The sequence below is a fragment of the Microbacterium schleiferi genome, assembly GCF_020781975.1.
GTDB lineage: Bacteria > Actinomycetota > Actinomycetes > Actinomycetales > Microbacteriaceae > Microbacterium.
In genome coordinates, this window is the sequence record NZ_JAJGNI010000005.1 from 26,424 (window position 1) to 44,602 (window position 18,179).

Consider the following 18,179-nt stretch of genomic DNA (forward strand, 5'->3'; position numbering starts at 1 on the left):
CTCAGGCTCGGTCGCGGCGCGGGGTGGCGAACCACGTCGCGAGGATGAACGCGCCGACGACGCCGAAGACCAGCCAGGTCAGCGCAGCGCCGACCCAGCCCGTGACGAAGAAGCCGAACATGAGCGCTGCGAACCACAGCAGCGCCACCAGCGCGACCGTCATGAGGGTCAACAGGATGCCGCGCAGCGGTGCGCGTGCGAAGAGGCCGAAGCCCCACGCGGTGCGTTGCGGAATCCCGAAAACGGCAGGCAGCATGATGGCCGCGACCGTAAGCGCCGGGATCACAAGCCACGAGGCGACCAGCGCGCTTGCTGAGACGGCGACCGTGAGCAGCAGCACCGCGAGCCATTCGCCCCAGCTCGGCCATCGCTTGCCGGCGCCGAGCGCAGACCGGAACGCGGCCGCAACCAGCGCGACGCTGGCCACGACTCCGGCGAGCGAAGCGAGCGCAAGCAGCACGAAGACGACGGATGCCGCGGGCGTGACAAACGGCACCACGAGCAGCGCTTGCACCGCGGTGTTCAGCACGACGACTGGCACCCACACCCGCCAGGTGCGCCCGAGCAGCACCCACGTGCTCACAGGTCACCTCGCACGGCGTCATCCAGGATGTCCCAGTACTTCCCGCTGTAGACGGTCTCGTCTGCGACCGTCACGACAACCGTGTCGGTCGCATCGGCGGGGGATTCGACCGTGATCGTCTGACCGTCTGCCGTCTTACCGGTGCACGACACCGCCTCGCCGTCCTGCTCACACACCGGCGCAACCAGCACGTCGATGTTCTTCGCGAGCAGGATGTCGATAGCGGCGTACCGGATCTCGGTCATGTGATTTCCACCGACCGGCGCCAGGGCCTCGACCTGCGAGCATCCGGCCACCGCCAGCATGCTCGCCGCGAGCACGGATGCCGTGATCAGTCGCCGCTTCACAGTCCACGCTCCGTCTCGTACGCCAGGATCCGTGCGTTCTCGGTCAGATGCTGTTTCTCGAGCGCGGCATCCGTGATTCGCGACAGATCGAACGGGGCCTTCAGCAGCAGTTCGGTGTTGCGATCCAGCGGTGAGCCGCGACGCATCATCGGGCTCTCTGCCCAGTCGTTGGAGGCGAACTCGCGCGAGCGTGAGGCGAGGTCGGCGACGCTGCCGCTGGAACCGGGAACCGCGGGGGAGGCGTGATCGAGCACCGTCGTGAACAGCGACAGGGTGCCGTCGCGGTTGTCGACGATCTCGACCACCTGTTGCTGTTGCGGGAAGTCGATGCACGATGCCGTCGTGATCTCCCAGAAGCCGCGCTCGCCGTCTGCGTGGGCGAGGATCTGATTCAGATGGGTATGGCCGTTCAGCCACCCGATCACGACGGGGTACTTCAGCAGCATCGCGACGAACTCCTCGGCGCCGTAGAGCTTCTGCGGGTCATCGAAGCGCTGCGCCTTGTTCTCGAGCGTGAGGCTGTTGTGGTGGCTGAAGATCAGGACGAGCTTGTTCTCGGCCTGCGCCTGCTGCAGCTGCGTTTCGAGCCAGCGGAACTGCACCTCGGGAACCGCGCCGTCGGGCCCCGCGACCTGATTGCACGTGTCGAGGCCGAAACCACGGACGTTCGGTGACAGGTCGGCCGACCACCAGGTCTCGCCCGAGTCGACGTTGTGTTGGGTGAAGCCGTGGCCCACGGGGCCGGGCGTCGGCTGGGTGTTGAAGTGTTCGGCCATGAACTCGCGCTGTTCGAACAGGTAGCGCTCGGGGCTGGCGGCGACCTCCTTGAAACCGGGCCGACCCCACGCGAGCCCCAGCGCATCGACTGCCTGCTGCAGGATGCCGGTGGCAGCGGCCCACCCGCCGAGGGCCATTCCCGCCGTACCCTCGAGGGCGTAGGACTTCTGGGCGCCGATCGCCAGGGCGTGCAGCTGCGGGCTGAGATTGAACGTGCCGAGCAGCAGCGTGTCGTGGTTTCCGTAGACGGCGTACCAGGGGGCCGGCAGGCCGACCGAGTCCACGGGCTTCGCGATCGCCTGCGAGAGCAGATCCGGAAGCGTCGGGAAGCCGTAGTCGCCGAAGGCTCCGCCGCTTGGGTCACCGGGCCGGTACGCCCAGGTGGCTTCGGCCCAAGCCTGCACTCCCTGGTAGGTCGAACTCGCGTACGCCGGGTCGACGCTCAGGCCGTCCATGAGATCGATATACCACCGCAGCTCCATGTGCGAGTGCATGTCGGCAGAGTCGCCGGTGACGATCGCGGCGCTCATCGGGGCTCCCGTGAGCGGGCTGTACCGGGCATCCGAAAACGCCTGCACCATCGCCGCTGTCGCATGCGGGCTCAGGGGGTCTTGCGGGTGGAACGCGGAGCCCCACGCCGAGTGGTCTTGCACGATCATGGGTTCGATGCGGCCGGGGGACTGCGCGTCGATGACGTGGAGGTCAGAGAGGTGCCCGAGGTACAGCAGCGAACGTCGGGCCGTCGTGCGTGCGCTCGAGGGCGTCGCTCGCAGGATGTCGAGACGAGGGATAAACGGCTCGCCGGGTCCGGTCACCAGTCCCCGGTACGAACCCTGAATGACACTGCCCTGCAGAATCGTCTGCTGCAGGGTCGTCGGGATGCGTGCCGCGGTCTGCGCTGTCGTCTGTGCGCGGGCGACAAGACCGCGCCCGAGGACGTCGATGTTCAGTCCGGTGGCGGCAGCGAGCGCTGCAACGCCGGTGAGGAAGTGGCGGCGGGACAGTCCGGGCATCGATGCCGTCCGTTCGGGTCAGGCGACAATGCTCTGACTTTATCGGAACGGCGCGCGTCCATACCGGAGCGAACTCAGGCGTCGGGTCGTTCGATCAGCACGAGACCCTGCTTGGTCAGAGCGAGAGTCACCCAGCCGTCGCCGAACAGGTAGGTCATCCCGTACCCGTCCTCATCGACCGCGACGGCGTATTGCGGGTCTGTCGTGATGTAGGTGCCCTGGGCGCCGTCCTCGCGCAGCCAGCCCTGACCGATGAGGTCGGCCTGCAGGCGCGTTGCCTCGCTGGCGGCGATCGGGGCCCAGCCGAAGACCAGCAGGTTGTCAGTCGCGGGGCCGTCGAAGTCAGCCCAGGTGCACTGCAGGCCACCCTCGACGACTGTCGCGCCGACGAGGAAGTCGTCGGCGCGCGAGGTCCAGCCGTAGCTGGTGAGCTCGTCGACGAGCGAGGCGGAGATGAGTGTGTCGCACGATGGTGCTGACGCCTCCGCGGTGGCGCTGGGGGAGGCATCCGGGGTCTCGACCGGAGCTGCTGGCGGGGCCGATTCTGTGGTCGTTGGTGTGGGAGAGGGTGCGGGACCTGTCGAGCAGGCGGCAAGCGCCAGTGCGCCCAGCAGGATTGGAGCCAGGAGGGTCGTGTGCAGCGCTCGTGAGGTCATGACGCTGCCTCATCGCCACGGAGAAGGTCGATGAAGGCATCGTGCAGGATGCCGTTGGTGGCGATGCCCGACCGATCGCTTAGGGTGTGGGTTCCGTCGACCGCAGTGAACCGGCCACCGGCTTCGTGCAGGATCGGCACGTAGGGAGCGATGTCGTATTCCTTCACGCCGAACTCGGCGACCATCTCGAGGCGGCCTTCGGCAAGCAGCATGTAGGGCCAGGCGTCACCGTATCCGCGATCGCGCCAGACGGCGCGGGTCAGGCGGATGAGGTCATCGACGCGGCCCGCCTCGTCCCACTGGCCGATGCTTTGAAAGCTGACGCTCGCACGATCGAGGGAGTCGATGTCTGAAACCTGTAGTCGAGTCGCCTCGCCCGAGGGGGTCGAGGTCCACGCGCCGAGCCCGGTGGCGCCCCACCAGCGTCGCCCGATCGCGGGCTGACTGACCACACCGACGCGGGGAACGCCGTCGATCGCGAGGGCGACGAGCGTCGCCCACATCGGGATGCCCTTGAGGTAGTTGGCTGTTCCGTCGATCGGATCGATAATCCACTCCCGTGCGGCGTTGCCGGATGATCCGAACTCCTCGCCGAAGATCCCGTCATCGGGACGCTCGGCCTCGAGGACGTCGCGAATGGCCCGCTCGGTCGCCAGATCGGCCTCCGTCACGTACGTGGCATCCGGCTTGACACGGATGTCGAGATCCGCGGCGTCAAAGCGTGCCATCGACACGGCGTCAGCGGCATCCGCGAGCCGCAGCGCGAGGCTCAGCTCTGCCGAGAGATCGCCGTCGAAGGGTGCGTCAAAGCTGTTCATCGCGGGAGAGAAGCTCACAGACCAAGGATAGGCGGCGGCGCCTCCCGCGATTTCTCGGTGACGTAATCGTGATGCTAGAGTTGACCCTCGGTTCGCCGCGCAATCTGAGCGTCGCAAACCTCTGCACCTCTAGCTCAATCGGCAGAGCAACTGACTCTTAATCAGTGGGTTCAGGGTTCAAGTCCCTGGGGGTGCACCAGCTCGTCAGTGCTGTCGCGTGTTCGTTCTTCGACGCGCACCGCTGCCGCGTCCGTCCGCCTCGCGTGAGAGTGCTCTCACATAGCGTTCGCATAGCCGGCGCTAAAGGTAGATTCGTTGTCAGAGCAACACCTTCGCGATATTCGGGTAATCGCGAAGAAGGCGGCCCGGGTGAGAATTTCTCCCCGGGCCGCGTTTCTGTCTTCGCGCGAACCTCTCCGCAGGATGCCTAGCCGGCGTCTCCGATGAGCACTGCTGCGCCTTCCTCCTGCACATCGGCGACGTGACCGTCGATGCGGGTAAGGGCTCCGCGCCCGAGCAGGATGATCAGTCCCGACACCAGAACCGCGACGGCGGCGACGTAGTACGGCACGCTCGCCGAGAACGCATGCCACAGGAGTGCGGCAAGCGGGGGAGCGGCCGCACCGCCGAGGAAGCGCACCGCAGAGTACGCCGACGAAGCGACGGCCCGGGGTTGGTCTGTGGCTTCCATGACCGATTCGGTGAGAACCGTGTTCATGACGCCCAGAAGAAGGCCTCCGATGACGATGCAGGTGACCAGCGCCGCCGCCGACTCGACGAGCAGTCCCGCAACCAGAAGGTCCACGGCAAGCAGCACGAGCGTGCCCTGCATGATCGTGGTGCGAGGCATCCGTCGTGCCAGGGCTGGCGCGACCCAGACGCTCGTGATCGCCAGCGCAACGCCCCAGCCGAAGAAGGTCAGGCCGATCCCCATCGCACCGAACCCGAGGGGGAAGGGCGAGAAGGCAAGCAGGATGAAGAACCCGATGTTGTAGAACAGGGCAGCCGTTGCCAGCACGGCAAGGGCGGGGGTGCGCAGCGCGCGAATCGGTGCCGACAGCGGGATGGGGGTTCGCCGCTCGCCGGTCCTTCGAACGAGCACGGCGACCGCGATGAAGGCGATCGCCATGAGCGCCACTACCCCGAAGAATGGCCCGCGCCAGCTGACCTCGCCGAGAAGACCGCCGAGGAGCGGCCCGATCGCGATCCCCAGTCCGAGGGCGGCTTCGTAGAGGACGATCGCCGCGCCGCTTCCGCCAGCTGCCGCGCCGACGATGGTCGCCAGGGCTGTCGAGATGAACAGGGCGTTGCCGAGTCCCCAGCCGGCACGGAAGCCGATGATGGCGTCGACGCTGCCGGAGAGTGCGGACAGGAGCGAGAAGAGCACGATGAGCCCCAGCCCCGTCATGAGGGTGGCCTTCGTGCCGATCCGGCTCGAGACCCAGCTCGTGACGAGCATCGCAAGCCCCGTGACCAGCAGATAGCTGGTGAACAGCAGCTCGGTTTCCACGGGCGTTGCGTCGAGCGAGGCGGCGATTGCGGGCAGGATCGGGTCGACCAGGCCGATTCCCATGAATGCGACGACACAGGCGAACGCGACAGCCCACACCTGTGCCGGCTGGCGCCAGACCGACGCGACGGATGCCGAAGCGTGAGTGGATGAGGTCATTGGTTCCGTCCTGAGGCGTCGAGGGGAGCGTCGATCGTGCGCTCGCGCAGCAGCTGAGCCGTGCGCTCGAGTGCAGCACGGTCGTCGTCGGTGAGGTCAGCGAACAGGGGGGCGAGCGTCTCGCTCAGTTGGGTCCGCCACCGCGCGAGCGCTCCTCGTCCGTCAGCGGTGATGCGCACGACCGTCGCACGCGAATCATCGGGGTCGGGGGAACGGGTCACGAGCGCCTCATCCGCCATCTGGCCGATCAACCTCGTCATCCCGGGCTGCGTCGTTCGCGCGGCCGAAGCGAGTTCGCCGATCCGGAGTGCGCCCTCCCGCTCCAGGGTGGCAAGGGCTCGCCACTGCGCCGCGGGGGTGTCGTTGCCGGTGCGATGCGCCGCGATGCGACCCAGTGAGTAGGCCGCGCTGATGATCGTTTCGATGGGGCCGGCGTCTGTCACGATCTCGACTATATACCTCAGATATATAACACAGGCATGTAATCCCGATCCGGTCGCGAATCGGTAACGGATGTCGGCATCCCGACGACACGACTTGCCTCGTGCCTCCTCGTCGCCTACTGTAGGTGCCACCTGAATCAGCTTTCAGGTATGCCCCCTTCCAACGGTGAAAGGCACGCACATGCGGGTTACGAAGAAGTTGCTCCTGGGCACGGTGGTCGCCACCAGCGCCCTTGTTATGGCGGCCTGTGCGCCGCAGGCCGACGGCGGCAACGCCGGTGGAGACGAGACGATGGGACCCTCCGAGGTCACTGTCGGCATCGTTTCGAGCGAAAGCGGTCCGCTTGCCGGCTACGGCGAGCAGTACCTGTGCGGCTTCCGCGCAGGTATGTCGTACGCAACCGACGGCACGAACGAAATCAACGGCACGACCATCAACGTCGAATACCGCGACGACGCCGGCGACCCCGACAAGGCCGTGACCGCCGTGAAGGAACTCATCGGTGACGGCGTCAACATCATCGCGGGCACGGCATCATCGGGTGTTGCGCTCGCTGTCGCCGAGCAGGCGGCCCAGAACAAGGTGCTCTACATCTCCGGCCCCGCGGCTGCCGACGCGATCACCGGCATCAACGACTACACGTTCCGCTCGGGTCGCCAGAGCTCGCAGGATGTCGCGACCGCCGGAACCTTCCTCGACGACATTTCGGGCAAGACGGTGACCGTCTTCGCACAGGACACCGCGTTCGGGCAGGGCAACGTCGCGGCGGTCGAGACGATCCTCGGTGGCCAGGGCGCGACGGTCAACTCGGTGCTCGTTGCCGAGGACGTCACGGAGTTCACGCCGTTCGCACAGCAGGTGCTCGCCGGCAACCCCGACCTCGTGTTCGTCGCGTGGGCTGGGGCGACCTCGGGTGCGATGTGGCAGGCGATGAGCCAGCAGGGCGTGCTCGACGCGATTCCCGTGGTCACCGGGCTCGGTGACTCCGCCACGTTCGGCGCCTACGGTGAGGCATCCGAAAAGATCAACTTCCTGAACTACTACTTCCCGGGCGCCCCCGACAACGCCGTCAACACCGAGATGATCAGCCTGCTCGAAGAGGACGGCTGCACGCCCGACCTCTTCAGCCCCGACGGCTTCAACGCGGCACTCATGATCGTGCACGCGATCGATGAGGGTCAGGGCGATGTCGACGCGATGATCGCAGCCCTCGAGGGCTACTCCTTCGACGGTCCGAAGGGCACGCTGACGGTGCGCGCTGGCGACCACGCGCTGCTGCAGGAGATGTATCAGGTCAAGCTCGTCGCCGACGGCGGCAGCTTCGTTCCCGAGCTGATCGACACGGTGCCTGCCGACGCGGTAGCCCCCGCCGAAGCGCAGTAAGGCCCAGAACCAATGAGCACTCCGGTTCCGTCCGCGCCCGCGCAGCATCCGGCTCCCTCCGCCCTGCGGGTGGAGAAGCTGGGTCTGCAGATCGGCGGCGCGACGATTCTGAAGGATGTCGACCTCGACGTTGCCCCAGGTTCCCTGGTCGGCGTCATCGGGCCGAACGGCGCAGGCAAGACCACGCTGTTCAACGTCGTCTCCGGCATCATGACCCCCACAGCAGGTCGGGTCCTGATGAACGGCGAAGACATCACGAGGATGTCGGTGCCCGCCCGGGCGCGGGCGGGACTGGGGCGCACTTTTCAAACCTCGAGCTTGTTCCCCAAGCTGAGCGTGCTCGAGAACGTCAGGCTCGCCGCGCAGGTCGCGGTGGGGCGTGACTACTCCCTCTTCCACTTTCCATCGAAGAGCGGTGGCACGAAGAAGGATGCCGCAACCCATCGCGCCCTGCAGAATCTCGAAGAAGTGGGCCTGACCCACAAGCTCCTCACTCCGGCGGGAGACATCTCCCACGGCGACAAGCGCAAGCTCGAGATCGCGGTGCTCCTGGCCATGGATTCGAAGATCGTGCTGCTCGACGAGCCGATGGCTGGCGTCGCATCCGGCGATGTGGCGGGCCTGGTCGACAACATCCGCGAGCTGCAGGCGAGAACCGGATGCACGGTTCTCATGGTCGAACACCACATCGACGTGCTGATGGGACTCGTGGAGAAAGTCGCGGTGATGTACTTCGGCTCGATCATCGCGTTCGACTCACCCGCCGAGATCATGGCCAACCCGCTCGTGCAGAGCGCCTACCTCGGGAACGCCGCATGAGCGCGATCCTCGAAGTCAGCGATCTGCGCTGCTCGATCGCCGGCCAGCCGGTCGTCGAGAGCGTGAGCTTCTCGGTCCCCGCCACCGGAATCACGGCAGTCCTCGGGCGCAACGGTGTCGGTAAGACCTCGACGCTGCGCGGCATCCTGGGACTCATCCATCGCCGTGGTGAGGTGCGTCTTGCCGGCGAACGTATCGACGGGCTTGCCACCCACCGCATCGTCAAGCGCGGCGTCGGCTACGTTCCGGAAGACCGTGAGGTGTTCGCCAAGCTCACGGTCGCCGAAAATCTCGCCCTGGCCGAACGGCAGCGCAATCCGCGGCGTGAGTTCGTCGCCGAGCTCTTCCCCGACCTCGTGAACCGTCGCGACCAGATGGCCGGCACCCTCTCGGGCGGACAGCAGCAGATGGTCTCGGTCGCCCGCGCGCTGATGAACGACAACCAGCTGCTGCTGGTCGACGAACCGACCAAGGGGCTCGCCCCCAAGATCGTCACCGAGGTTGCAGACGCCCTCGAGGAGGCAGCAAAGACGGTGCCGATCCTGCTGGTGGAACAGAACCTCGAGGTCGTCAAACGACTCGCGCACGACGCGATAGTCATCGACAGCGGCCGCGTCGTCCACGTCGGGCCCGCCCGCGAGATCCTCGACGACGAGGAGCTCACCCAGCGACTGCTCGGTGTTCATGCCGAGCGGCCCGCGGATCCCAAGCCTGCACCGTCCTCGGAGGCCCACTCGTGAGCACCATCATCCTGACCCTGGTGACCGGTGTCGGTCTCGGGGCCCTCTACTTTCTCGTCGCCTCGGGCCTGAGTCTGATCTACGGCCTCATGCACGTGCTCAACTTCGCGCACGGGGCGTTCCTGACTCTGAGTGCTTTCCTCGGATGGATGGTCGCGCAGGCGCTCGGGACCGAGTCGTGGTGGTCGTTTCTCGTCTCGATCCTGGTAGGCGCTGCGGTCGGCGCTCTGTTTGCAACCCTGACCGAACTCGTGCTGATCCGCCCGCTCTATGAGCGACACATCGAGCAAGTGCTCGTCACGGTCGGACTCTCATTCGCCGCGGTCGCCCTGTTCGAAGGGGTGTGGGGCACCGACGCGATTCCGATCTCGGGTCCACCCTGGCTCAAGGAGACCACCGAGATCCTCGGAGCCCGGATCCCCAACGTTTACTGGATCCTGATGCTCGCCGCGGGGCTCGTGCTGGCAGCACTGGTGCTGTTCCTCCAGAAGACGCGGTACGGCATGATCATCCGCGCTGGCGTCGAGAACCGTTCGATGGTGACGGCTCTCGGAATCGACGTCCGGCGCTCGTTCACCCTCGTCTTTGCGATCGGCGGGGCAGCTGCCGGCATCGGCGGCGTGCTGGCGATGCACTACTCGACGTTCGTGTCAGCGCACCTCGGATCGACGCTGCTGATCTTCGCCTTCATCGTCACTGTCGTCGGCGGTCTCGGTTCGCTGACCGGGGCAGCAGTGGCATCTGTGCTGGTTGCGGTGCTGCAGCAGTTTGCGAACTTCTACCTCGGCGGCACCGGAGACTTCATCGTCGTCATCCTGCTGGCGGTCGTGCTGCTCGTGCGACCCTCTGGACTCCTCGGGAGGAAGGCATGAGCATCCGTCGATACTGGCCGGCCCTCGTCGGCGTCGGGCTCGTGATCTTCATGGCGGTGCTGCCGCTCTTGAACATCTCGATCCCCGGCATCCTGCCCACCCCCACCTACCAGCCGGGAACCCTGGCGCTGCTCTCGCTGTGCATGGTGTTCGCATCCCTCGCACTGTCGTACAACCTGCTGCTGGGCACGTCCGGGATGCTGTCGTTCGGGCACGCCCTCTACTTCGGCGCCGGCGCGTATGGCCTCGGCATCGCGCTCGAGCACTTCGGGGTGCCGCTCTTTCCCGGCGTGTTCGTGGCCCTCATCGGCGGGATGATCATCGCCTTCGTCACGGGTGCTGTCGCGATGCGCGTCTCCGGGATTCCCTTCGCGATGGTTACGCTCGCTTTCGCTCAGGCAGGCTCCGTGCTCGTGCGTCGCAACTCCGCGATCACCGGCGGTGAGGAGGGCCTGAGCCTGAACACCGACCAGGTTCCCGACTTCCTCGTCGGCGTGATCAACACGCGAAACCTGTACTGGTTCGCGCTCGCCGTGCTGGTGATCGTCTACCTCGTGACGCTCTGGGTCGACACCTCTCGCCTCGGGCACCTCGCCCGGGCCACCCGCGAGAACGAGCAGCGGGTGCGGGTTCTGGGCCTTCGGCCCTACCGGGTGCGACTCATCGTCTTCGTGATCGCCGCGGTGCTCGCAAGCCTCGCCGGGGTGGCGTACATGCTGCTGCAGTCGGGAACGGTGCCGCGGTCCGTCTCCGCCGATCTGACCATCACCGTGCTGGTCATGGTCGTCCTCGGCGGGGTCGGATTCCGGTGGGGTGCGATCGTCGGGGGAGTGCTGTACACCCTGCTCGATCAGCGGCTCACGGTCCTCGCCGGGTCCGAGGCCATCGAGTCGCTCCCGGATTTCCTGCGCATTCCGCTGTCGGAGCCGCTGTTCCTGCTCGGTGCGCTGTTCATCATCGTGGTGATGTTCCTCCCCGGGGGCATCGCCGGCACGATCGATGGCTGGTGGCGTCGTCGTCACGGCGAACGTCACGTGCGCGATAGTCTGCGGAGCATCGACGACGCGGAGGCAGATGCCGATGCGGTCGGTGCCTCGGAGGTTCGAGCGTGAGCAACGACGTACAAGACGAGTCGCACACGATCGGCCGGTGGCTGGTCGAGCGCGCCGCGCACACACCGCATCGTGTTGCGATCGACGATCGCGGGGTGACGATCACCTACGGCGAGCTGGCCGACCGGGCGCGAGAACTCGCCGAGAGCCTCGCAGGAGCGGGCTTCGGCCCGGGAACGCGCATCGCAACGCTCGCGGGAAACTCCATCGACCACGTCGTGCTCTTCTTCGGATGCGCGCTTGTCGGTGTCGCGTTCGTTCCGCTCTCGTGGCGTCAGAGCACGCGTGAGCTCGTCGACACGCTCGGCCGCAGCGACCCCCAGCTGCTGGTGGTCGATGACGAGTTCGCCGCGTCCGCGGCCGACGCCATCCGTGAACTGGCGGAGCCTCCGCTGGTTGCCGCCCTGGGGACTGCCGGCATTGAGCGCGCCGTCCCCCCGGCGCGCGACCCGCGGCCAGCCCGCGCGGTCCGCGACGATGACCCTTTGCTGATCGTGTTCACGTCGGGGAGCGAAGCTGCGCCCAAGGGCGTCATCCTCACCCACGCCAACTGCTTCTGGAACAACCTGGCCCTCGGGCGCGCGCTGCCACTGGGTGAGGGGGATGTCGTCCTCACCGTCTTGCCGCAGTTCCACGTTGCGGCGTGGAACTGCCAGCCGCTGCTCGCGTGGTGGGGCGGCGCGACTGTCGTGCTGGAGCGTTCGTTCGACACCGAGCGCGTGCTGCAGCTCATCCGAGAGCGCCGGGTCACCGCGATGATGGGCGTTCCGACGCAGTATGCGATGCTCGCCGAATCCCGAGGGTGGGACGCCAGCGATCTGTCGTCGATCCGCCTCGCGCTCGTGGGTGGAGCCACCCTACCCAGCGCGGTTCGAGACGCGTGGCACGCCCGCGGCGTTGAGCTGGTCCAGGGTTACGGACTCACCGAAGCAGGCCCCAATGTGCTGCACTGCCCGACCGGCAGCGCCGGCGGCCACGAGGGCGCGGTGGGGCGACCGTATCCTCACGTCAGCGTCCAGGTCGTCGACCCCGACACGCTGCTTCCGCTCCGCGGGGACGCGACGGGGGAGCTCTGGGTCCGAGGACCGAGCGTGTTCGCGGGCTACCTCGGTGACCCGGATGCCACCGCGCGGGCCATGCACGGCGACTGGTTGCGCACCGGCGATCTCGTCCACCGCGACCGGGACGGCGTCTTCACCGTCGTCGACCGGCTCAAAGACATCTTCATCTCCGGCGGCGAGAACGTCGCCCCCGCCGAGGTCGAGCACGCGCTGTGTCTGCACCCTCTGGTGAGCGGGGCAGCCGTGGTCGGCGTCCCCGATCCGGTGTGGGGCGAACGGGGCGTCGCCTTCGTCACGATTCGCGCGGGAGCGGTCGTTTCTCGCGACGAGATCCTCGCGCACGCCCGGCGCACCCTTGCGGCCTTCAAAGTCCCCATTGCCGTCGAGGTCGTCGAACGACTGCCCCGATCCTCGATCGACAAGTTGGCGAGGTCGCGGCTGCGTGAGCGTGCCAGAGCGATCGTGGCATCGACTCAGGAGGTGTCGCATGAGCGTTCCCGTTGAGGACGAGGACGTCACGCCCGTCTCGTCGGCGACGGGCCGGCCGTTGACCAAGCGCGGCGAGGCCACGCGGCGCCGGCTGCTCGAGGCAGCCGAGACGGTGTTCGCCGATCAGGGGTACCACGAGGCATCCATCGTCAAGATCACCGAGCGCGCCGGTATCGGGCTCGGAACGTTCTATCTGTACTTCGACAGCAAGCAGACGATCTTCGAAGCGCTCGTGATCGATCTGAACCGGCGGGTACGGCACTCGATGTCGGAGGCTATGGCAAGAGCGTCGAGCCGGCTTGAAGCTGAACGCGCGGGGTTTGCCGGGTTCTTCCGCTTCACTGCGGCGCATCCCGCCCTCTACCGGGTCGTGCGTGAAGCCGAGTTCGTCTCACCCGAGACCCTGCGCCTGCACTACACCCGCATCGTCGAGGGGTACGAGGCGGGGCTGCGTGCAGCCCAGGGGAGTGGAGACGTCGATCGTGCGCTCGATCCGGAGGTCACGGCCTGGGCGCTCATGGGCATGGGGGAGCTCATCGGAATGCGGTTCCTGCTGTGGGAGCGGGATGCCGAGGGCCGCCCGCCGGCTGAGCTCGACCCCGCCGTCATGGCGTCCATGTCGACGCTCATCGACAACGCTCTCGCCCCGCGAGCGGACCCGAAGAAGGAGGAGCCTCGATGACCGAGAACGACTTGGCGGGGCGACGCGCCCTGGTCACCGGCGGTGCGAGCGGCATCGGCCTTGCCTGCGCGACAGAGTTCGCCTCCCGTGGTGCGGCAGTCATCGTCGCCGACCTCAACGCCGACGCAGCCCACGCGGCAGCCGAGCAGATCGGCGGCGAAGCCTGGGTCGTCGACCTCTCTGACACTGAAGCGCTCGACGACCTGAGCCTCGAGGTCGACATCCTGGTCAACAACGCCGGCATCCAGCGCGTGAGCCCCATTGCCGAGTTCGACCCGGCGACCTACCGCATGATGATGCGCCTCATGCTCGAGTCGCCGTTCCTGCTGGTCCGCGCCGCCCTGCCGCACATGTACGCCAAGGGGTGGGGCCGGATCATCAACATTTCCAGCGCGCACGGGCTGCGCGCGAGTCCGTTCAAGGTCGCATACGTGTCGGCAAAGCACGGACTGGAGGGACTCTCGAAGGTGACGGCGCTCGAGGGTGGCCCGCACGGGGTCACCAGCAACTGCATCAACCCTGCCTACGTGCGGACACCGCTCGTCGAGAAGCAGATCGCCGATCAGGCCAAGGTCCATGGAATCCCCGAAGACGAGGTCGTCGAGAAGATCATGCTCACCGAGACCGCTGTGAAGCGCCTCGTGGAGTCTGACGAAGTTGCATCGCTTGCCGGCTGGCTCGTCTCAGACAAGGCCGGGATGGTCACTGGCGCCTCCTACACGATGGACGGCGGGTGGACCGCACGATGAGCGCGCACACCTATCGCACTGTAGACGTCGTCGTCCCCGGGGGTGACCTGCACGTTGGTGTCTGGGATCCGGTGGCCCCGCAGACCGGCCAGGTGCTGCTGGTCCACGGCGTCACCTCGTCGCACTTGGCCTGGCCGTTCGTCGTCGAGGAGCTTCCCGGGATTCGCGCCATCGCGCCAGACCTTCGTGGGCGCGGACGCAGCAACGAGGTAGCCGGGCCAGCTGGGCTTGCTGCGCACGCCGACGACCTGGCAGCGGTGCTCGATCACCTCGGTATCGAGAAAATCCCGGTCGTCGGGCACTCGATGGGCGCTTTCGTGTCTGTCGTGTTCGCGCACCGGCATCCGTCGCGCGTCGAAAGCCTGCTTCTTGTCGATGGTGGGTTGCCCCTCGACGTTCCACCGGGGTTGGATGCGGATGCCGTCGTCGCGCATGTCCTCGGCCCCACCGCGGCGCGCCTGTCGATGCGGTTCGGATCCATCGATGACTATCTCGAGTTCTGGCGGCCCCACCCCGCCTTCGCGCAGGCGTGGTCGCCCGAACTCGAGAGCTACTTCGCCTACGACCTCGTCGATGACGGGTCCGGGATGCTGCGACCGGCCACAAGCTACGAGACGATGGTCGACGACACCATCGACATGAACACGGGGTCTTCGTTGCCGGACGCACTCGCCGATCTGCAGCATCCGACAACCCTTATCACGGTGCCGCGGGGATTGCAGGGTGAGGAGCCGGGGCTGTACGCACCGGAGTACCTCGAGGGGGTCCTCGCGACGTATCCGAGCATCGAGCACACGCGGCTCGATGACCTCAACCACTACACGATCGCGATGAGCGCGCAGGGTGCGCGCGTCGTCGGTGAGGCGGTGCGTTCGGTGCTCGCCCAGCCGCGCAGCGTTGCGTGACCAGCACCGCCGCGCAGCGTTGCGTGACCAGCACCGGCGCGCAGCGTTGCGTGACGTCGTGGATCGATCACTGGCGGCCGCGTGCTGACTCGAAGGCGAATCGGCGGTTGCGTGCAGCAGCAAGGACTCGTCCGATTGCCTTTATCACCTCGATGGCGAGGAAGCACGCAAGGGCATATCCAATCGCGGTCGCCCATTGCGCGAGGCTTAGCGGGACGGAGCCGAACCACGCATGGAACGGTGGCAGGTAGGTGTATCCCGTCTGGAGTGCGGCAAGTATGGCGATGGAGATCCAAATCGCGTGATTCCCGGTGAGTGCACGCAGGGTGAAGCTCGATCGGCGTAGGAGGCGAACGTTGAACAACACGGCCACCTGAGCGACCACGAGTACTGTCACTGCTTCGGCGCGCGCCGTCTCGAGGTCAGCACCGCGAGCGAGTTCGGCGAAGAAGGCAATGATCGTCGCGGCTGATACCACAATGCCCATTCCCGCGAGCATGAGCAGCTTTCCTGAGAGGATCGACTCGCCGGCGGACCGGGGTCGTCGTTTCATCGTTCCGGGCTCGACTGGTTCGTAGGCGAAGGCGAGAGAAAGGGTAACGGCGGTAACGAGGTTCACCCAGAGAATCTGAGTGGGCTGCAGAGGGTCGGGGAAGCCAACCACGACGGCGGTGAAGACGACCAGGGCTTGCCCGAGTGTCGTGGCGAGGATGAAGACCACGGACTTGCGCAGGTTGTCGTAGACGCGTCTGCCTTCGCGTACGGCTCGCTCGATGGTGGCGAAGTTGTCATCGGCGAGGACGATGTCGGAGGCGTCTTTGGCGGCTTCTGTTCCCTTCATTCCCATGGCGACGCCGACGTCGGCTCGGCTCAGCGCGGGAGCGTCGTTGACTCCGTCACCGGTCATCGCGACCACGCCACCGCGGGACTGGAGTGCAGCGACGATGCGCAGTTTGTGTTCTGGGCTGGTACGCGCGTACACGTCGACGTCCGCGACGACATCCCGCAGCTGTACGTCGTCCATCCCGTCGATCTCGGCCCCGGTCAGCACTGTCGCGCCGTCGTCGACGACCCCCATCTCGGCGGCGATGGCATGCGCGGTGCGGGCGTGGTCACCGGTGATCATCTTCACGCTCACGCCGGCCTCCTGGCATTCGGCGATCGCGGCCGTCGCTTCGGGTCGTGGCGGGTCGGCGATGGCGACGATGCCCAGCAGCACCAGTCCGCGAAGATCCTCAGACTCGACGGTCAGGACATCCGGTGACACGTCACGACGAGCTGCGGCGAGGACCCGCATTCCCTGCGCGGTGTACTCGTCGACGAGCGCCTGCCACCGGTCGTGCTCCACCGGGTCCTTCCCTCCGTCGGTGGCTCGCTGGTGCTCGCAAAGGGTGAGCAGACGGTCGGGCGCACCCTTGACGAAGATGACTTGCCTTCCCGCGATCGATCGGTTGAGGGTGGCCATGTACTTCACGCTGGCTTCGAACGGGATCTCGTCCTGGCGCGCGAAGTCGGAGGCGTCGATGCCAGCCTTGCGACCCAGGGTGATCAGTGCGCCTTCGGTGGGATCCCCCACGACCCGCCACCCGGCGGTCTCTGTGTGGTCGAGCCGCGCGTCGTTGCACAGGGTGAGCGCGAGCGCCAATTCGCGCAGATCCGGCATACCCGCGGAATCCAGGTCGCCGTCTCGCAGGATCGCTCCCGTGGGATCGTAGCCTTCGCCGGTGACCGTGTACCGGGCGGCCGCGGTGGTGGCGGCCCTCACGGTCATCTCGTTCTTGGTCAGCGTGCCGGTCTTGTCGGAGCAGATCACGGTGACCGACCCGAGGGTCTCTACCGCAGCCAGTCGGCGGGTGATCGCCCGCTGTGCAGCCATCTGCCGCACGCCCAGTGCAAGGGTGATCGTCACTACCGCCGGCAGCCCCTCCGGCACCGCGGCCACCGCAAATGCGATGGCGGATGATAGTAGCAACTCCGGGGAGTTCCCGTGCAGGATCGATCCGAGCGCGACCATCACGACGACCAGCACGAGCACGGTGACCGTCAGCTGACGTCCGAGCCGGTTGATCGAGCGGATGAGCGGGGTGTCCGTGCGCTCGACATCGCGAACCAGCTGCTGGATACGGCCGAGTTCAGTACGGATTCCGGTCGCGGTGACCACGGCCACAGCTCGTCCGGCGACCACGATCGATCCGGCGTGTATCATATTGTGCCGGTCGCCGAGGGCGGCATCGTGCGGCACAGTGTCGGTGTGTTTGGCCGCAGGAACCGCTTCGCCCGTCAGCGCAGCCTCATCTGCCCGCACATCACGCGCTTCGACCAGCCTTGCGTCCGCGGGCGCTCGATCGCCGGCGTGGACTCGAATGATATCGCCGAGGACCAGCGTGGCAGCGTCGATGTCATGCCAGCTGCCATCTCGCCGCACGGTGGCGTGCGGCGAGAGCATCTTGCGGATTCCGCGCAGGGCCTTCTCGGCTTGCCCCTCCTGGACGAACCCGATGATCGCGTTGATAAGTGCGACCGCGAGGATCACCGACGCGTCGATATAGTCACGCGACGCGAGCTTGATCACCGCAGCCGCAAGCAGAACGTAGATGATTGCGTTGTTGAACTGCGCCAGGAACCGCAAGACCGGATGCGTCGGCGACGGTTCTGGCAGACTGTTCGGCCCGAAGTGCGCATGGCGCCGGTCTACCTCCCCCGAGGCGAGCCCCGCACGAGTCGTTTCGAGTCCCTCGAGCACGACACCGGCAGGGTGACCATGGGGATCGTTCGGCGAACCCGATGCCGCGGCCGGGTGATGGGTGAGTTCAGCCGGTGTCCGTCCCCGCGGCGCATGAGGCTCCCGAGACCCTTCGCGGCTCACAGCGGACATTTGATTCTGCTCCCGTCACTCCTCGTCCGGGCGTTCCTTCCACCGTGCCAAACCAGGCGGACGTGAGGTAGGGCCCATGGTCCCCGCCGATGGGACCTCCGCCCCTACCCGAGTGGCGCCCGGCAGGGGATGCTGCGATCAGCAGATCCGGGGCGCGACAGCGCCAACCGGACTCCGGGCCCGAA

The 18,179-nt window shown here is 66.7% G+C and carries 17 protein-coding genes and 1 tRNA gene; 10 read left to right on the forward strand and 8 right to left on the reverse strand.

Annotated elements, in window-relative coordinates:
* Position 1: 1 nt before the first annotated feature.
* The 5 genes from LL236_RS07030 to LL236_RS07050 all read right to left on the reverse strand — a co-directional run bounded on the left by LL236_RS07030 (position 2) and on the right by LL236_RS07050 (position 4,194).
* A complete protein-coding gene (locus LL236_RS07030; RefSeq protein WP_228178056.1) occupies positions 2 to 583 on the reverse strand; it encodes a hypothetical protein in 582 nt (193 codons plus the stop codon).
* Positions 580 to 930, reverse strand: coding sequence for a hypothetical protein (locus LL236_RS07035; protein ID WP_228178057.1), 351 nt, complete (start codon positions 928 to 930; stop codon positions 580 to 582). Before LL236_RS07035 ends, LL236_RS07030 begins: the two co-directional genes overlap by 4 nt.
* Positions 927 to 2,720 (reverse strand): TIGR03767 family metallophosphoesterase, encoded by a 1,794-nt coding sequence (locus tag LL236_RS07040; protein WP_228178058.1) that lies wholly within the window; start codon positions 2,718 to 2,720, stop codon positions 927 to 929. Before LL236_RS07040 ends, LL236_RS07035 begins: the two co-directional genes overlap by 4 nt.
* 74 nt (positions 2,721 to 2,794) lie before the next feature.
* The gene (locus tag LL236_RS07045; RefSeq protein ID WP_228178059.1) at positions 2,795 to 3,376 is read right to left on the reverse strand and encodes a hypothetical protein; all 582 of its coding nucleotides are present in this window, start codon (positions 3,374 to 3,376) and stop codon (positions 2,795 to 2,797) included.
* Positions 3,373 to 4,194 carry an inositol monophosphatase family protein gene (locus tag LL236_RS07050; RefSeq protein ID WP_228178229.1) on the reverse strand — a complete coding sequence of 274 codons (822 nt, stop codon included), beginning with the start codon at positions 4,192 to 4,194 and terminating at the stop codon, positions 3,373 to 3,375. Before LL236_RS07050 ends, LL236_RS07045 begins: the two co-directional genes overlap by 4 nt.
* A 123-nt stretch (positions 4,195 to 4,317) precedes the next feature.
* Here LL236_RS07050 and LL236_RS07055 point away from each other — a divergent pair.
* A tRNA-Lys gene (locus LL236_RS07055) sits at positions 4,318 to 4,393 on the forward strand.
* Between the two features lie 228 nt (positions 4,394 to 4,621).
* Here LL236_RS07055 and LL236_RS07060 read toward each other — a convergent pair.
* Together LL236_RS07060 and LL236_RS07065 are read right to left on the reverse strand one after the other, a co-directional pair.
* The gene (locus tag LL236_RS07060) at positions 4,622 to 5,863 is read right to left on the reverse strand and encodes an MFS transporter (protein WP_228178060.1); all 1,242 of its coding nucleotides are present in this window, start codon (positions 5,861 to 5,863) and stop codon (positions 4,622 to 4,624) included.
* Positions 5,860 to 6,306: a MarR family winged helix-turn-helix transcriptional regulator gene (locus LL236_RS07065; RefSeq protein ID WP_228178061.1), complete on the reverse strand. Its 447-nt coding sequence runs from the start codon at positions 6,304 to 6,306 to the stop codon at positions 5,860 to 5,862. The genes LL236_RS07060 and LL236_RS07065 overlap by 4 nt, the downstream gene beginning before the upstream one ends.
* A gap of 181 nt (positions 6,307 to 6,487) precedes the next feature.
* Between LL236_RS07065 and LL236_RS07070 the strand changes: the two genes are divergently transcribed.
* From LL236_RS07070 to LL236_RS07110, 9 genes are read left to right on the forward strand one after another with little or no spacing between them, the layout of a single operon-like run.
* A complete protein-coding gene (locus LL236_RS07070) occupies positions 6,488 to 7,690 on the forward strand; it encodes a substrate-binding domain-containing protein (RefSeq protein ID WP_228178062.1) in 1,203 nt (400 codons plus the stop codon).
* Between the two features lie 12 nt (positions 7,691 to 7,702).
* The gene (locus LL236_RS07075; protein ID WP_228178063.1) at positions 7,703 to 8,509 is read left to right on the forward strand and encodes an ABC transporter ATP-binding protein; all 807 of its coding nucleotides are present in this window, start codon (positions 7,703 to 7,705) and stop codon (positions 8,507 to 8,509) included.
* The gene (locus LL236_RS07080) at positions 8,506 to 9,249 is read left to right on the forward strand and encodes an ABC transporter ATP-binding protein (protein ID WP_228178064.1); all 744 of its coding nucleotides are present in this window, start codon (positions 8,506 to 8,508) and stop codon (positions 9,247 to 9,249) included. The genes LL236_RS07075 and LL236_RS07080 overlap by 4 nt, the downstream gene beginning before the upstream one ends.
* Positions 9,246 to 10,121 carry a branched-chain amino acid ABC transporter permease gene (locus LL236_RS07085; RefSeq protein ID WP_228178065.1) on the forward strand — a complete coding sequence of 292 codons (876 nt, stop codon included), beginning with the start codon at positions 9,246 to 9,248 and terminating at the stop codon, positions 10,119 to 10,121. The genes LL236_RS07080 and LL236_RS07085 overlap by 4 nt, the downstream gene beginning before the upstream one ends.
* A complete protein-coding gene (locus tag LL236_RS07090; RefSeq protein WP_228178066.1) occupies positions 10,118 to 11,233 on the forward strand; it encodes a branched-chain amino acid ABC transporter permease in 1,116 nt (371 codons plus the stop codon). The genes LL236_RS07085 and LL236_RS07090 overlap by 4 nt, the downstream gene beginning before the upstream one ends.
* Positions 11,230 to 12,798 (forward strand): class I adenylate-forming enzyme family protein, encoded by a 1,569-nt coding sequence (locus LL236_RS07095; protein ID WP_228178067.1) that lies wholly within the window; start codon positions 11,230 to 11,232, stop codon positions 12,796 to 12,798. The genes LL236_RS07090 and LL236_RS07095 overlap by 4 nt, the downstream gene beginning before the upstream one ends.
* Positions 12,782 to 13,465 carry a TetR/AcrR family transcriptional regulator gene (locus tag LL236_RS07100; RefSeq protein ID WP_228178068.1) on the forward strand — a complete coding sequence of 228 codons (684 nt, stop codon included), beginning with the start codon at positions 12,782 to 12,784 and terminating at the stop codon, positions 13,463 to 13,465. Before LL236_RS07095 ends, LL236_RS07100 begins: the two co-directional genes overlap by 17 nt.
* Positions 13,462 to 14,214 carry a 3-hydroxybutyrate dehydrogenase gene (locus LL236_RS07105; protein ID WP_228178069.1) on the forward strand — a complete coding sequence of 251 codons (753 nt, stop codon included), beginning with the start codon at positions 13,462 to 13,464 and terminating at the stop codon, positions 14,212 to 14,214. Before LL236_RS07100 ends, LL236_RS07105 begins: the two co-directional genes overlap by 4 nt.
* Positions 14,211 to 15,119, forward strand: coding sequence for an alpha/beta fold hydrolase (locus LL236_RS07110; RefSeq protein ID WP_228178070.1), 909 nt, complete (start codon positions 14,211 to 14,213; stop codon positions 15,117 to 15,119). Before LL236_RS07105 ends, LL236_RS07110 begins: the two co-directional genes overlap by 4 nt.
* Positions 15,120 to 15,186: 67 nt before the next feature.
* Here the strand turns inward: LL236_RS07110 and LL236_RS07115 are convergent, their stop codons facing one another.
* Positions 15,187 to 17,994, reverse strand: coding sequence for a cation-translocating P-type ATPase (locus tag LL236_RS07115; RefSeq protein WP_228178071.1), 2,808 nt, complete (start codon positions 17,992 to 17,994; stop codon positions 15,187 to 15,189).
* Positions 17,995 to 18,179: the final 185 nt, after the last annotated feature.

Bases quoted from the DNA above. Each gene is read 5' to 3' on its own strand.
- LL236_RS07060 (WP_228178060.1), bottom strand. From the start codon at position 5,863: ATGACCTCATCCACTCACGCTTCGGCATCCGTCGCGTCGGTCTGGCGC.
- LL236_RS07050 (WP_228178229.1), bottom strand. From the start codon at position 4,194: ATGAACAGCTTTGACGCACCCTTCGACGGCGATCTCTCGGCAGAGCTG.
- LL236_RS07040 (WP_228178058.1), bottom strand. From the start codon at position 2,720: ATGCCCGGACTGTCCCGCCGCCACTTCCTCACCGGCGTTGCAGCGCTC.
- LL236_RS07045 (WP_228178059.1), bottom strand. From the start codon at position 3,376: ATGACCTCACGAGCGCTGCACACGACCCTCCTGGCTCCAATCCTGCTG.
- LL236_RS07075 (WP_228178063.1), top strand. From the start codon at position 7,703: ATGAGCACTCCGGTTCCGTCCGCGCCCGCGCAGCATCCGGCTCCCTCC.
- LL236_RS07115 (WP_228178071.1), bottom strand. From the start codon at position 17,994: ATGTCCGCTGTGAGCCGCGAAGGGTCTCGGGAGCCTCATGCGCCGCGG.
- LL236_RS07100 (WP_228178068.1), top strand. From the start codon at position 12,782: ATGAGCGTTCCCGTTGAGGACGAGGACGTCACGCCCGTCTCGTCGGCG.
- LL236_RS07070 (WP_228178062.1), top strand. From the start codon at position 6,488: ATGCGGGTTACGAAGAAGTTGCTCCTGGGCACGGTGGTCGCCACCAGC.
- LL236_RS07090 (WP_228178066.1), top strand. From the start codon at position 10,118: ATGAGCATCCGTCGATACTGGCCGGCCCTCGTCGGCGTCGGGCTCGTG.
- LL236_RS07080 (WP_228178064.1), top strand. From the start codon at position 8,506: ATGAGCGCGATCCTCGAAGTCAGCGATCTGCGCTGCTCGATCGCCGGC.
- LL236_RS07105 (WP_228178069.1), top strand. From the start codon at position 13,462: ATGACCGAGAACGACTTGGCGGGGCGACGCGCCCTGGTCACCGGCGGT.
- LL236_RS07110 (WP_228178070.1), top strand. From the start codon at position 14,211: ATGAGCGCGCACACCTATCGCACTGTAGACGTCGTCGTCCCCGGGGGT.